The organism is Rhodococcus sp. 05-2254-5, from assembly GCF_002258575.1.
Taxonomy (GTDB): domain Bacteria; phylum Actinomycetota; class Actinomycetes; order Mycobacteriales; family Mycobacteriaceae; genus Rhodococcoides; species Rhodococcoides fascians.
In genome coordinates, this window is the sequence record NZ_NOZG01000019.1 from 1 (window position 1) to 14384 (window position 14384).

Here is a 14384-nt window from a genome sequence, read left to right on the forward strand (position 1 = left end):
TTCGTCCTGAGCCAGGATCAAACTCTCCGTAAAAGACTCTCGATCAACAGTCGAAACTGCAAATCAGTCATAAACATAAAGAGTCAAATCACTAGCAAAAAACTCAACTAGCATTTTAAAACAACACCCGACAACAACCACCACAAGCGGATGGCAGATACATCGAATGCTTTCACCAAATAAAATTCGGCACTGACATTCATCGACACACTGTTGAGTTCTCAAAGAACACGCACACACTCGAACCCCACGAACACACAATCCGTCGGCCTCAAGGGCAACTGTTCCAGCCTATCCCAGCTTGGTCTCGGACACAAGGCCCGACTCTTGGGGGATAAAACCTGCCAAGCCACACGTCCAACCTCGTTCACCCAGTCCGTGAAGACCGGGTCGGTGTCCGTCGCTCTGACTCGACAAAAGTTACGCCACCAACCCCACACACGCAAATCGGCAGGTGAATCGAGTTACCGCCAGCATCTGCCCAGGTCGGAGGAGCCGCGCGCATGAGTGCCTCGCATTCGGCCGACATATCCCCGCGTGTGACGCCAGCCATATCTTGCGAACAGTCGACAGAAACGGGTTTCACGAGCGGGACAACGCCAGAACGTGGTCGGGCACATCGAGGTTCGGTTCCACATCTTCCCCACGCTCTGCAGCGCCGACGTATTCACCGACCGGAATCACACCCGCCCACACGTCACCTGCTGCAATGTCGGCCTCGTCGTCGATCGGTCCGCCGGTCCGCGCTTTCACCGATGCTTCGTACAGCGGAAGCGCCAACACGCTCGTCGCCGCAATCTCTTTCCTCGTATGCGCCCGCAGATATGTGCTTCTACCCGGAACGACCTGATCGACTATGGCGTCCAATGCCCGTGCCCGTTCGTCCTCGTCCTCCACTCGACGCGGCCGTCCCACGATGACGGCGCTTCGGTAGTTCATCGAGTGATGGAACGCGGACCGGGCCAGGACCAACCCGTCGACGACCGTGACCGTGACGCAGATGTCCTGATCAGGTGCCTCCACCAGGCTTCGAGAGGCGACCGAACCATGGAGGTACAGGGTTCCCGCCCTGTCCGGCCCCTCCGGATCCAGGCCGAACACGGTCGGGAGCACACGTGGCACGTTCCCCACCAGCACCCCCATATGACAGAGGCGAGCCGATCGGAGCACGTCGAACAATGCCGTCCGCTCCGACTGCGCACGCTGCCGACCTCGGACCACGGTGGTTCTGGATGTTGGGGACAGAAGTGTTTCGTCGGCCGTCATGCCACCAGAGTGCCGCCCCGTTGGCTCACTGTCATGGTCCAATAGGGAGCAATAATGCTAGGCCACTTTCTGCCATGGACAGGTGACGCACGATGACCTTGCCGCCGAATGCCCTGTCGATCGCGATCGATCGAGCCGACCGCCGCACGTTGCCCGTTCAGGTAGCCGACGGTATCCGGGCGGCAATCGATCGCGGCGAGCTCGAGCCGGGCGTCCGATTGCCCAGTACCAGAACGCTTTCCGTCGAAATGGGTCTGGCTCGTGCGGTGGTGGAGAAGGCGTACGAGCAGCTCGTCGCCGAAGGATGGCTCGAGGCACGTCGCGGATCCGGCAACTACGTCCGAGATGTTCCGCATGCCGTTCGGTCGGACCACAGGCTGCACCGAGAACAGGAAGGCCGACCGACTACTCAGCGCATTTCGCTGCGCCCCGGAATACCGTGGACTCCGCCTCGCGCATCCGATGCGTGGAAGCGGGCATGGCGAGACGTCGGTGGCTCTCCCCCACCGGGCGACTATCCCGATCCGGCCGGCTCACTCGACTTGCGGATGCGCATTGCCGACTTGCTCGGCCGTGCACGCGGGCTGCACACCACCGCGGATTCGATCGTCATCACCACGGGCAGCATTCACGGTCTGGACCTCACACTGGGTGCCCTCTCTGCAAACGTTGGCGTCGAACATGTTCTCGCACTGGAGAATCCGGGATACCGGGCTGCTGCTGCCCTCGCTACACACCGCGGGTGGTCCGTTCACGACATCCCCGTCGACCGCGAGGGCCTCGTCGTCGACGAGCTCGAATCGGTTCCTCACGGCACCCCGGCCGTTTACGTCACTCCCTCACACCAGTACCCCACCGGCGGACTCATGCCCATCGGTCGTCGGCGCGCCCTGGCGGACTGGGCACGAAGTAGCGGAACCACCATCATCGAGGACGACTACGATTCCGAATTCCGTTACGGCATAGCACCTTTGACGACGGTCACCGAGCTCGTTCCGGACCGTTCCGTCTACCTGGGAACGGTATCGAAGACGCTGGGTGCCGGCGTACGCCTCGGATGGATGGTGGCTCCCCCGTCGATGGTCGAGCGCATCACCGACACACGTCGCGCCATCGGCGACTTCCCGTCGGTTCCCGTCCAGCAGGCCATGACCTCGCTGTTGCGCGACGGCGAATGGGACCGGTCCGTACGCACGGCACGTCGGATCTATCGGGCACGTGACCGCGTCGTCGCCGCTGCGCTGGCGCCATTCGGCGAACTTCGGGGCGTCGGTGCCGGGCTGCACACGGTGCTCGTACTCGACGCAGACGTTGCACGCGATATTGCAGCCGACGGCGCGGACCACGGAGTCGATCTGCCGACGCTCGCACATTCGACGCGATCGCCGACCACCGATGGTGGCATCGTCGTCGGCTACGGGTCGGTGGCCGACGATCGATTCGAGCGCGCGCTCCGGGTGCTGGTCGACGCTCTCGAGAAGAGGTCGGTCAGCTGACCCGCTCGATGCTCCCGCCGAGAGCGGTCAGGTTTTCCACGAATCGCGGATAGCCCCTGTCGATGTGGAACACGTCGTGCACTTCGGTCGTACCGTCCGCCACCAGCCCGGCCAGGACCAGCCCGGCCCCAGCTCGAATGTCCGAAGACCACACCGGCGCACTGGAAAGTTGGGGAACACCGCGAACCACAGCATGGTGGCCATCGGTACGCGCATCAGCGCCCAGTCGGATCATCTCCTCGACGAACCGGAAGCGTGCCTCGAACACGTTCTCGGTGATCATCGACGTCCCGTCGGCGACGGTTGCGAGCCCGATAGCCATCGGTTGCAGATCCGTCGGAAACCCGGGGTACGGCAACGTCGCAAAGTTCACTGCTCGCGGCCGTTCGTGCTGAACGACGCGGAAGCCGTCCGGTTCGCTGGTCACCTCGGCACCCGCAGACCGCAGCTTGTCCAGTACGAGCGACAGATGTTTCGGGTTGACCCCACGCACTCGAACGTCCCCGCGCGTCATCGCGGCCGCGATTCCCCACGTAGCAGCGACAATTCGGTCGCCGATGACGCGATGAGTCGTCGGCTTCAACGCGCTGACACCCCGGATGGTGAGGGTGGAAGTGCCTGCGCCCCGGACATCGGCACCCATCTCGTTGAGCATGTTGCACACGTCGACGATGTCCGGTTCGCGTGCCGCGTTGTCGATCACGGTCTCACCGGTGGCGAGCACAGCCGCCATCAGGATGTTTTCCGTCGCTCCCACAGAGGGGAAAGCCAACCTGATGTTCGCGCCGCGCAACTCGTCGGCTTCCGCCACGACGCATCCGTGTTGAATTTCGCTGCGCGCCCCCAGCAACTGCAGTCCGGACTGGTGCATATCCAGCGGACGCGACCCGATGGCGTCTCCGCCCGGCAATGCCACCACCGCTCGCTTGCACCGCGCGACGAGAGGACCGAGGACACAGACCGACGCTCGGAACTGGCGAACCGCCGCGAAATCGGCGTGGTATTTCGGCATGGCCGGGGTCGTGATGTGGACGACCGAGCCGTCGAGCTCCACCTCGCACCCGAGTCCGCGCAGCACCTCCGCCATCAGCGGAACATCCAGGATGTCGGGGCAGTTGGTGATCGTGCTGGTTCCCTCGGCGAGCAGGGCCGCGGCCATCAGCTTGAGGACGCTGTTCTTCGCACCACCGACCGCCACCTCACCCACGAGGCGATTACCACCGTTGACCAAAAAGCGTTCACTCACTTCGACAGCGTAGCCAGCGGTACCGACCGGCACCCGCGCGGTACCGTAGCCGCATGGCCGTTCACCTCACGCGCATCTACACCCGGACCGGCGACGACGGGACCACGGGATTGAGCGATTTCTCGAGGGTCTCCAAGAACGACGAGCGGCTGATCGCCTACGCAGATTGCGACGAGACCAACGCGAGCCTCGGAGTCGCGCTGGCACTGGGAAATCCGAGTGAATCCGTGCGGACCGTCATCCGGACCGTTCAGAGCGACCTGTTCGACGCCGGAGCAGACCTCTCGACGCCTGTCGTCGACAATCCGGAATACCCACCGCTGAGGATCGATCAGAGTTACATCGTCCGCCTCGAAGCCTGGTGCGACGAATTCAACGACGAGCTACCGGCGTTGACGTCGTTCATCCTGCCCGGCGGAACACCTCTGGGAGCGCTGCTGCACGTTGCGCGCACCGTGGCTCGGCGCGCGGAGCGGTCGGCCTGGGCAGCGGTTCACGCCTCCCCGGAAACGACGAGCGATCTACCGGCCAAGTACCTCAACAGGCTCTCGGACCTGCTGTTCATCCTGAGCAGGTACGCAAACCCGGAGGGCGACGTGCAGTGGGTACCCGGAGCGAGCCGCTCGACAGGTACCGATACCGACTGATTTCCGGCAAGCGACTCGTTCAGGCCGCCGGCCGACGGCGGCGCGAGCGCCCCGACGGGCGTGACTCCACCCAGGACAGGAAAGCGGTCAACGCACTTCTGTCCAGTGCCATTTCGTACTTCTTGCCGTTGTCCGACAACTCCAGCACAGCGATGTCCGGAGTCATGATGTCGAACTCGGTGTCGCGGGGGGCCCGTCGGTCCCCCACCTGAACGTCCTGTCTACCGAGCCGATGATCGGGCCCGGGCCGCAGACTGGACAGCTTGAAGAACACCAACGTGTTGTCGCCGTACCGAATGATGCCGTGCCGCCAACCGGCACCGCCCTCGGACGGCAGCACACGCATGATCGCTGCCGTACCACCTCGCCGCAGCACTGCAAGACGATACGCAAAAGCCGCGACGAGCCCTGCGAGCAGCACAACCAGAATGATCAGAGCAATCAATCCGGAGTGCATCGCAGGTCTCGTCGCGGCTTCTCGTGAACCTAGGACCGCTCGACAGCGCGGATACGTCCCTTGGCCACCGCAATGGCCTCGAGGTCGTCGCCGTTCTCTGCCACTACAGCCCGTGCCGATTCGACATCGATGTCATCGGCGAAATCGGCGGACTCCGCCAGCACTGTGACGGTCTTACCCGTCACCGACAGGAAGCCACCGTGCACCGCAGCGATGATCTTCTCGCCGTCGGTCGTCGTGATCGACACCGTGCCCGCCTCGACCAGCTGGCCGAGGACAGGCTCGTGGCCGGCCATGATGCCGATCTCACCTTCGGTGGTCTGAGCACTGACGATGGTCGCAGTACCGGACCACAGCTTCTGCTCCACAGCGACCAGGGAGACCTCCATGCCGCTCTTCTCGGAAGAAGTCACGTCGGTCTACTTTCCGGCCATCTTCTTCGCGGCTGCCTCGACGTCGTCGAGACCACCACAGCTGTTGAAGGCCTGCTCGGGAAGGTGGTCGTACTCACCCTTGGTGACCTTGTCGAACGCCTCGATGGTGTCCGAGAGGGACACGACCGAACCGGCCTCGCCGGTGAACTTCTCGGCAACGATGAAGTTCTGGCCGAGGAACTTCTGGAGACGGCGTGCGCGGCCGACCAGAACCTTGTCCTCTTCCTGAAGCTCGTCCATACCGAGGATGGCGATGATGTCCTGCAGCTCCTTGTACTTCTGCAGGATGCGCTTGACCTCGTTGGCGACGCGGAAGTGCTCGGCACCGACGATGCCGGGCTCGAGGATGCGCGAGGTCGAGCTCAGCGGGTCCACAGCGGGGTAGATACCCATCTGCGAAATCGGACGCGACAGTTCGGTCGTCGCATCGAGGTGCGCGAACGTCGTGGCGGGAGCCGGGTCGGTGTAGTCGTCGGCGGGGACGTAGATCGCCTGCAGCGAGGTGATCGAGCGGCCACGGGTCGAGGTGATGCGCTCCTGGAGCTCACCCATCTCGTCCGCCAGCGTGGGCTGGTAACCGACGGCCGACGGCATACGACCGAGAAGGGTCGACACCTCCGAACCTGCCTGCGTGAAGCGGAAGATGTTGTCGATGAACAGCAGCACGTCCTGGCCCTGCACATCGCGGAAGTACTCCGCCATGGTCAGTGCCGACAACGCCACGCGCATACGCGTGCCGGGCGGCTCGTCCATCTGTCCGAAGACGAGGGCGGTGTCCTGGAGGACGCCCATCTCTTCCATCTCGAGGTGAAGGTCGGTGCCCTCACGAGTACGCTCGCCGACTCCTGCGAACACCGAGGTGCCCGAGAACTCGCGTGCGATACGGGTGATCATTTCCTGGATCAGCACGGTCTTGCCGACGCCGGCACCACCGAACAGACCGATCTTTCCGCCCTTGACGTACGGCGTCAGCAGGTCGATGACCTTGATGCCGGTCTCGAGGATCTCGGTCTTGCCCTCGAGCTGATCGAAGGCTGGTGGCTTCCGGTGGATGCCCCACTGCTCGCCGTCGCGGCCGAGTCCGGGGGTGTCCAGGCAGTCACCGAGGGCGTTGAACACGTGGCCCTTGACGACGTCACCGACGGGAACCGAGATCGGCTTGCCGGAGTCGACGACAGCCGTGCCACGGACGAGGCCGTCGGTGGGCTGCATCGAGATGGTGCGAACCAAGTTGTCACCGAGGTGCTGTGCAACCTCGAGCGTCAGGGTCTTGGCCACGGTCGGCAGAGTGATCTCTGCGTTGAGGGCGTTGAACAGTGCGGGAATCGAGCCGCGCGGGAACTCGACGTCCACAACGGGGCCGATGACCCGAACGACACGGCCGGACTGTGTGTCCGCTCCGCTCGCGTTCTCTTGGGCTACTGCTGCGGTCATTGCTTAGTCACTTCCTGCGCTGTCGGCCAACGCGTTGGCGCCACCGACGATTTCGCTGATTTCCTGGGTGATCTGGGCCTGCCGAGCCTGGTTGGCCTGACGGCTCAAGGTCTCGACCAATTCGTTCGCGTTGTCCGTCGCTGCCTTCATGGCGGTACGACGCGCCGCGGACTCCGACGCTGCTGCATCGAGCAACGACGCGTAGATCCTGGTGCTGATGTACTTGGGCAGCAGCGCCGAGAGCAGAGTGCCTGCCTCCGGCTCGAACTCGTACTGTGCCTGCACATCCGCGGTCGGTGAGTCGGTCAACGCGTCCGCACCCATCTCGAATTCCTCGTCGGTGTACGAGATTTCGAGTGGCGCCATCCGGCGAACTTCGGGCTTCTGCGTGAGCATCGACACGAAGCGGGTGTAGACGATGTGCAACTCGTCCACGCCCTCGACGGTGCCTTCACCGTTGGGAGCCTCCACCTCGGTGCCCGAACCCGCCATGAACAGCTCGACCAGATGCTTACTGGCCTTCGCTGCATCGGCGTATCCGGGTTCCTGCGAGAAGCCCGTCCAGGCACCCTTCACGTCCCGCTCACGGAACGTGTAGTAGCCCAGGCCTTTTGCGCCGAGTACGTAGATGACCGGGTCCTTGCCCTCGGAGCGCAGGAGCTGGAACAGCTCCTCCGTTTCCTTGAGGACGTTGGAGTTGTAGCCGCCGCACATACCGCGGTCACTGGTCACGACCAGGACTGCGGCACGCTTGGGCTCTGGTCGCTCGTTGAGCAACGGGTGATCGAGCGAGCTCGATGCACTCGCCAGCGCGGAGAGCACCTTCGTGATCTCTTCCGCGTACGGCTTCGATGCGGCAACGCGGGCCTGCGCCTTGGTGATTCGCGATGTTGCGATCAACTCTTGCGCTTTGGTGATCTTCTTCGTCGAGTTGACCGACTTGATACGGGAGCGAAGCTCGAGAATGCTTGCCATCTAGCTGTTCACGCTCCCTTCTGTGCTCGTCATGTCACCTGTCATCGCCGGCCTACTTGCTGACTGTCTTGCGGGTGACGTTGACCTGCTCCTGGCTGACCTCGTCGGCGTTCAGAGTGTCTGCCTCGGCCTCGTTGACGACGCGGTTGCCGTCCGAGTCCACGAAGCCGGCCTTGAACTTCTCGGTCGCTTCGGTCAGTGCCTTCTGGTTGTCGTCGTCGAGAGCCTTGCCACCGGCAATGCTGTCGTAGACGCCGCTTGCGTTGCGGTGCAGATCTTCGAGCAGCTCGGTCTCGAAGCGGCGAACGTCGCCGACCGGAACGGAGTCGTACGTGCCCTGGCCTGCGAGCCAGATCGAGACGATCTGGTCTTCGACGGCCACCGGTGCGTACTGATCCTGCTTGAGCAGCTCCACCAGTCGAGCGCCGCGCTCGAGCTGCGCCTTGGACGCTGCATCGAGGTCGGACGCGAACGCCGAGAAGGCTTCGAGCTCACGGAACTGAGCAAGCTCGAGACGAAGGGATCCGGAGACCTTCTTCATGCCCTTGGTCTGCGCAGCGCCGCCGACTCGGGAAACCGAGATACCGACGTTGATGGCGGGACGGACGCCCTTGTTGAAGAGGTCCGATTCCAGGAAGACCTGGCCGTCGGTGATGGAGATGACGTTGGTCGGGATGTACGCGGAGACGTCGTTGGCCTTGGTCTCGATGATCGGCAGTGCCGTCAACGATCCGCCACCGAGCTCGTCGGACAGCTTCGCCGAACGCTCCAGCAGGCGGGAGTGCAAGTAGAAGACGTCACCGGGGTATGCCTCGCGGCCCGGCGGGCGACGCAGCAGCAGCGAAATCGCGCGGTAGGCCTCGGCCTGCTTGGTCAGGTCGTCGAACACGATGAGGACGTGCTTGCCCTGGTACATCCAGTGCTGGCCGATGGCCGAGCCGGTGTACGGAGCGAGCCACTTGAAGCCGGCCGAATCGGACGCGGGTGCGGCGACGATGGTGGTGTATTCGAGTGCGCCCTGCTCTTCGAGTGCAGCCTTGACGCCTGCGATCGTGGAGCCCTTCTGGCCGATGGCGACGTAGATGCAGCGAACCTGCTTCTTGTCGTCGCCGCTCTCCCAGTTCGCCTTCTGGTTCAGGATCGCGTCGATGCAGACCGCAGTCTTGCCGGTCTTGCGGTCGCCGATGATGAGCTGACGCTGGCCGCGGCCGATCGGGGTCATGGCGTCGATCGCCTTGATGCCGGTCTGCAGCGGCTCCTCGACGGGCTGGCGCTCGAGCACCGAGGCAGCCTGCAATTCGAGGGCGCGGGTCTCGGAGGACTCGATGTCGCCGAGGCCGTCGATGGGCTTGCCCAGCGGGTCCACGACGCGACCGAGGTAGCCGTCGCCCACGGGGACCGACAGCACGTCTCCGGTGCGCTTGACTTCCTGGCCTTCTTCGATGTGCTCGTAGTCACCGAGGATGACGGCACCGATTTCGGTGGCATCCAGGTTCAACGCGACACCGAGGACTCCGCCCGGGAACTCCAGGAGTTCGTTGGACATCGCCGACGGCAATCCGGACACGTGAGCGATTCCGTCGCTCGTGTCCGTAACCGTGCCGACCTCCTCGCGGGAAGACTCCGGTGAGTAGCTCGCGGTGAAGTTATCGATCGCGCTACGGATCTCGTCGGAGGAGATCGTCAGCTCCGCCATAGTGTTTCCTGCTCTTCCTTCGAATGATCGCGGTATGAAAAGCCTCGAATGCCGAGGCAATTCTTCTCGTTACTGTGTCCGTGTCGGACTATTTGAGCGTCTTTCGCAATGCAGCGAGGCGGCCTGCCCCGCTACCGTCGATGACCTCGTCGCCGATACGAACGACAAGTCCGCTGAGCAGTTCGGTATCGACCTCTACGTGCACCGTGACCTGCTTGCCGTACGTGCGGGTCAAGGTTGCGGTCAGCTTTTCGAGCTGACTGTCGCTCAGTGGGGCTGCGCTGCGTACGTGTGCAACTGCGCGGTCGCGCTGTTCGGCGGCCAGATCTGCCAGTCCGTTCAGAACGTCGGCGGGTGCCGCCTTCCGTGGACGCGTGACGGCCTGCACCGCGAGCGCCTCGGTGACCGCGGTGACCTTGCCGTAGAGCAGACGACCCAGCAGTTCGCGCTTGGCCTGCGCCGGCTTGGAGCGATCCGACAATGCCTGCTCGAGCTGCGGGTTGGCAGCCACGATGCGGCCGAGCCGGAACAGCTCGTCCTCGACCGTGTCCAGCTGGTCCTGATCGGCAGCAGCGCGGAGCAGAGCTTCGCGTCCCAGCTCGACCAGCGAGTTCAGCAGGTCACGGGCGGTGGACCAGCTTTCGCCGGCCGCAGCCTTGACGATGGTCGCCGTTGCGCTCGACACCTGGCCGGAGAAGACCTCTCCGGCCAGAGCGCTTCGTCGATCGCCCTCGACCGAGGAGTCGGCGAGAGCGGTACGCAACGTGCGCTGCGCGTCGAGAGTCTCGACGACGGCGAACAACTCGGCACCGGTCTGAGCGGCGACGGCCGTTGCCTCGCCGCCCGACGCGGACCCCAGAGCTTCGTGGGCGACCGACCGTGTGCGGGCGAGCGCCTCACGAGAAGTTGCGTACATGGTTCGACTCACTTTCCTGATGCGGAGTCCGCGGTGACGGAATCCAGCTCGTTGAGGAAGCGATCGATCGAACTGGAACGCTTCGCGTCGTCGGAGAGCTGCTCTCCGATGACCTTCTCGGCGAGTTCGACGGCCGTACGTCCGAGGTCGCCACGAAGTTCGGTGACGATCTGCTGACGCTGAGCAACGAGCTGACTGTGGCCTGCGGCCACGATCCGATCGCTCTCTTCCTGCGCCTTTTCCTTCATCTCGGCGAGAATCGCCTGCCCCTGGGTGCGCGCTTCCTCGCGGATCTGCGCAGCCTCGGAACGGGCGTCGGCGAGCTGAGCGTGGTACTGCTCGAGAGCAGCCTTCGCCTCAGCCTGTGCCTGCTCGGCCTTCTTGATTCCGCCTTCGATGAGCTCGGAACGCTCGGAGAGGACCGTCTGGAAACGCGGTACGACGTACTTCCAGAACAGGAAGCCGATGATCACGACACAGACGATCGACCAAACGATGTCGTATGTTGCGGGCAGCAGCGGGTTCTGGGATTCCTCCCCCTCCGCCCCGGCTGCGAGCAGCGTTATCGCGTTTGTCATCGCGCTCTCAGAGAATGAAGCCGGCGACGAGGCCGATCAGGGCGAGGGACTCGGTGAATGCAATGCCGAGGAACATGGTCGTACGGAGCTGACCGGCCAGCTCGGGCTGACGAGCGGTTGCTTCCATGTTCTTGGCGACGACGAGGCCGAGGCCGATGCCACCACCGATCGCTGCGAGGCCGTAGCCGATAGCGCCGTATCCGTTTGCGGTGATTTCCTGCGCCTGGGCCAGAACTTCAAGGCTCATTCGGTTTTCCGTTCCCTTTCTTCGGTCCACATCCGGGTGTCGGAGGTGGCGGTGTAGCTAGTTCGGTCTGTTGGTCGGTCAGTGCGAGTCGGCGTGCAGCGACAGATCGATGTAGATCGCCGTCAGCAGCGCGAAGATGTATGCCTGCAGGAAGATCACGAGCATCTCGAACATCGTGAACAGGAAGCCCATGATGAGCGAGGGTGCGGCGAAGATCTTCAGGCCGGCAGAGGCCTCGAAGAGGAAGAACTGCGTGGCGCTGAAGAACAGCACGAGCATGATGTGACCGGCGAGCATGTTGGCCAGCAGACGCACCGTCAACGTGAACGGGCGAAGCACGAAGTTCGAGATGAACTCGAGCGGGATCAGCAGCACGTGCATGGCCTTCGGAATGCCCGGGATCACGATCGTGCCCTTGACGAACTTGGCTGCACCGAACTTCTTCACACCGGCGTAGACGAACGCGATGTACGCGACTGCGGCCAACACGATCGGCAGACCGATGCGGGCGTTGGCAGAGATGTTCAGGAACGGTATGACCGCGCTGAGATTCACCGCGAAGACCGTGAAGAAGATCGTCATGATGACGGGCAGGAAGCGGCGTCCCTGTTCCTTGCCGAGGACATCCTCGGCCACGTGGATCCGGACGAAGTCGAGAGCGATCTCGGCGACGTTCTGGATTCCGCGAGGAACGATCTTGGGGCTGCGCAGAGCGATCAGCATGAAGACGATCAGCAGAGCCGACATCAGGATGCGGATGAGCATCAGCCGGTCGAGTTCGAACGGGGTTCCCTCGAACAGCACCGCGGGAGGAAAGAAATCGGATAGTGACGGCGGATGGAACTCCGCAGCCAGAGTGGTGACGCTCAGCGGTCTCTCCCGTGTTCGGGCCGCAACCGAGTAACGGCTGCGGTTCGATCGGACAATGACGATCTATCAAGTCGACGAAAATCGGCTCGCAATCGTCAGAGGCTGAGGCCCGGTCTTCATCGGCCAAGCGTCTGTCGGGTGTCGGCGACTCACGTCGACTCGGCAACTCTCAGGGCGAAACCCTACGTTGCCGAAGTCTGCGACTCCGGGCCTACTGTAAGGAAGCTCACGCTGATGGTTACCTGCGGGGGTCCAGTCCGGGGAAAAAGTCTCTTTCGTCCCGGTCTTGCCCATCGCTTGATGCAAACTTTATCAACAGAACTACGACGTTGTGTAGGCGGCCCTCAGCTTAACCGATTACGACAGCTTGTCGTACTACGACTTGTCGGGGTTCCCGTCGGCAGGAACGCTGTCGACGTAGCCCACCTTCGTCTTGACGACACCGAACACCTCCGCGCCCAGGACCACCACCAGAGCCCCCAGAATGGTCAGCCCGAGCGAATACCGGTTGTAGAAGTCCGCATCTTTGAGTGCCACGAGCACGATCAGCGCGATGACCATCTTGACCAACCACCCACCGAGCAACAGCGCTCCGACCGCCGACGCGGGAAACCGCGTGGTCAGAGCCACCGACAGCGCGGTCGTGATGACGAACCCGCCCCCGATGGCCACTCCGATGATCGATCCCCACAATCCTGGAGTTCCCGCAGCAGCAACCGAAATCCCCACGCTCACCACCGTCAGTACCACCAGGCCGATGAGGCCGTAGCGGACCGCGGCACGAAGCGGTGCGAATTGGTCGGGCATGGGCTGCGGGGTGAAGGTCACAGTTGTCGAGAGTACCCAGTGGTACCCGGTTGCCGGCACCAGCCGGGACACGACCGAAGAACCACCGAGCCGATCAGCGGCGTCGGACACCCCGGCGTTCGGATCCGGGCGATCGATCCACCCGCAGAGTGGGCACAGCCGTGACGACGAGCGCGAACACCAGACCGGCAGCGACGAGGAGCACCACGATGCGCCGGTCGAGAAGTGAGGATCCGACCGCACCGAACGCGAGCACACCGACCCAGAGGTAGATCACCAGGACCACCCGTCGATGCGAGTGGCCGATCTGCAGGAGTCGGTGATGGAGATGCATCTTGTCGGGGCTGAACGGACTTCGCCCGGCCCGAGTGCGGCGAACGACGGCGAGCAACAGATCGAGTATCGGAATGAGCATCACGGCACCGACCAACAGGAGCGGCGACAACAGACCCAGCAGATCGCGTGGACCGTAGGCCGTCAACGGAATGCGCCCCGAGGCACTCGTCGAGATCGTGGCCAGTGTCAACCCGATCAACATGGACCCCGAATCGCCCATGAAGATGCGCGCCGGTTGGAAATTGTGCGGCAGAAATCCCAGGCACGCACCGGCCAGCGCTGCCGCGATCAAAGCAGGAGGGTAGACGCCGACGTCGCCCCCCTGTTCCTGCAGCAGGCCCACCGAAAAGATGCAGATCGCGACCGACGAAATGAGGCCGAGTCCGGCTGCGAGCCCGTCGAGGCCGTCGACGAAGTTCATCGCGTTGACGATGACGACGGTGATCAGAACGGTCACCAGTCCGGCCTGAAGCTGGTCGAGCACCAGGGTGCTGCCCGGTTGGCCGGGCTCGCCGCCCCAGGGCTGGTAGAGCACAACCCAGCTCACACCCATGATGACCAGGACGCCGGCCGCCGTCACCTGGCCGACGAACTTCGTCAGGGCGTCCAGACCCCAACGGTCGTCGATGACGCCGACCAACACGATCACGAAGCCTGCGACCAGCGCAGCCGGAATGTCGCGGTTGTAGGCGACATCGAATCCGCGGGCCAACGCGGGCAGCTGCGAGGCGAACAGCAGCGCGGCGAGCATGCCGGCGTAGATGCCCAGTCCCCCGAGTCGCGGGGTGGCCTGCACGTGGACGTCACGATCACGAGGAATGGCGACTGCGCCGAACTTGATCGCGGCCACTCGAACGCCACCGGTCGCGAAGAACGTGACGACAGCGGCCGTCAGGAAAACAAGCAGCAGCTCGCGGATCGGAACGCCTGCGCCCAGATTCGACTGGGCAAGCACCTCGACGCTCATGCGGAACGGACG

At 63.5% G+C, this 14384-nt stretch carries 15 protein-coding genes; 2 read left to right on the forward strand and 13 right to left on the reverse strand.

Annotation, left to right across the window (positions count from 1 at the left end):
* Positions 1 to 582 precede the first annotated feature (582 nt).
* Positions 583 to 1266: a pyridoxamine 5'-phosphate oxidase family protein gene (locus CH278_RS11525; RefSeq protein ID WP_094621947.1), complete on the reverse strand. Its 684-nt coding sequence runs from the start codon at positions 1264 to 1266 to the stop codon at positions 583 to 585.
* Between the two features lie 92 nt (positions 1267 to 1358).
* On the opposite strand from CH278_RS11525, the gene pdxR reads away from it, so the two are divergent.
* Positions 1359 to 2762, forward strand: coding sequence for a MocR-like pyridoxine biosynthesis transcription factor PdxR (gene pdxR, locus CH278_RS11530; RefSeq protein ID WP_256991762.1), 1404 nt, complete (start codon positions 1359 to 1361; stop codon positions 2760 to 2762).
* Here the strand turns inward: pdxR and murA are convergent.
* On the reverse strand, positions 2755 to 4008 hold the full coding sequence (gene murA, locus CH278_RS11535) for a UDP-N-acetylglucosamine 1-carboxyvinyltransferase (RefSeq protein WP_027497895.1): 1254 nt from the start codon (positions 4006 to 4008) through the stop codon (positions 2755 to 2757). The genes pdxR and murA overlap by 8 nt on opposite strands.
* A gap of 53 nt (positions 4009 to 4061) precedes the next feature.
* Between murA and CH278_RS11540 the strand changes: the two genes are divergently transcribed.
* The gene (locus CH278_RS11540; protein ID WP_032391979.1) at positions 4062 to 4655 is read left to right on the forward strand and encodes a cob(I)yrinic acid a,c-diamide adenosyltransferase; all 594 of its coding nucleotides are present in this window, start codon (positions 4062 to 4064) and stop codon (positions 4653 to 4655) included.
* Positions 4656 to 4674: 19 nt separating this feature from the next.
* Here the strand turns inward: CH278_RS11540 and CH278_RS11545 are convergent, their stop codons facing one another.
* The 11 genes from CH278_RS11545 to CH278_RS11600 form a co-directional block, all read right to left on the reverse strand.
* Positions 4675 to 5112, reverse strand: a complete 438-nt coding sequence (locus tag CH278_RS11545; protein ID WP_027497897.1) for a DUF2550 domain-containing protein — start codon at positions 5110 to 5112, stop codon at positions 4675 to 4677.
* A 29-nt stretch (positions 5113 to 5141) separates the two neighbouring features.
* The gene (locus tag CH278_RS11550; protein ID WP_027497898.1) at positions 5142 to 5501 is read right to left on the reverse strand and encodes a F0F1 ATP synthase subunit epsilon; all 360 of its coding nucleotides are present in this window, start codon (positions 5499 to 5501) and stop codon (positions 5142 to 5144) included.
* Positions 5502 to 5531: 30 nt separating this feature from the next.
* Positions 5532 to 6980, reverse strand: a complete 1449-nt coding sequence (gene atpD, locus CH278_RS11555; RefSeq protein WP_027497899.1) for a F0F1 ATP synthase subunit beta — start codon at positions 6978 to 6980, stop codon at positions 5532 to 5534.
* 3 nt (positions 6981 to 6983) lie between these two features.
* The gene (locus CH278_RS11560) at positions 6984 to 7955 is read right to left on the reverse strand and encodes a F0F1 ATP synthase subunit gamma (protein ID WP_032383690.1); all 972 of its coding nucleotides are present in this window, start codon (positions 7953 to 7955) and stop codon (positions 6984 to 6986) included.
* A 52-nt stretch (positions 7956 to 8007) separates the two neighbouring features.
* On the reverse strand, positions 8008 to 9651 hold the full coding sequence (gene atpA / locus CH278_RS11565) for a F0F1 ATP synthase subunit alpha (protein WP_032365581.1): 1644 nt from the start codon (positions 9649 to 9651) through the stop codon (positions 8008 to 8010).
* Between the two features lie 88 nt (positions 9652 to 9739).
* Positions 9740 to 10567, reverse strand: coding sequence for a F0F1 ATP synthase subunit delta (locus CH278_RS11570; RefSeq protein WP_027497902.1), 828 nt, complete (start codon positions 10565 to 10567; stop codon positions 9740 to 9742).
* An 8-nt stretch (positions 10568 to 10575) separates the two neighbouring features.
* On the reverse strand, positions 10576 to 11145 hold the full coding sequence (locus tag CH278_RS11575) for a F0F1 ATP synthase subunit B (RefSeq protein WP_027497903.1): 570 nt from the start codon (positions 11143 to 11145) through the stop codon (positions 10576 to 10578).
* Positions 11146 to 11152: 7 nt separating this feature from the next.
* Positions 11153 to 11392, reverse strand: a complete 240-nt coding sequence (locus tag CH278_RS11580) for an ATP synthase F0 subunit C (RefSeq protein ID WP_027497904.1) — start codon at positions 11390 to 11392, stop codon at positions 11153 to 11155.
* Between the two features lie 78 nt (positions 11393 to 11470).
* On the reverse strand, positions 11471 to 12196 hold the full coding sequence (atpB, locus tag CH278_RS11585) for a F0F1 ATP synthase subunit A (protein WP_027497905.1): 726 nt from the start codon (positions 12194 to 12196) through the stop codon (positions 11471 to 11473).
* Between the two features lie 441 nt (positions 12197 to 12637).
* Positions 12638 to 13069, reverse strand: coding sequence for a hypothetical protein (locus CH278_RS11595; protein WP_045840958.1), 432 nt, complete (start codon positions 13067 to 13069; stop codon positions 12638 to 12640).
* Between the two features lie 94 nt (positions 13070 to 13163).
* Positions 13164 to 14372, reverse strand: a complete 1209-nt coding sequence (locus tag CH278_RS11600; RefSeq protein WP_094621948.1) for a glycosyltransferase family 4 protein — start codon at positions 14370 to 14372, stop codon at positions 13164 to 13166.
* Positions 14373 to 14384: the final 12 nt, after the last annotated feature.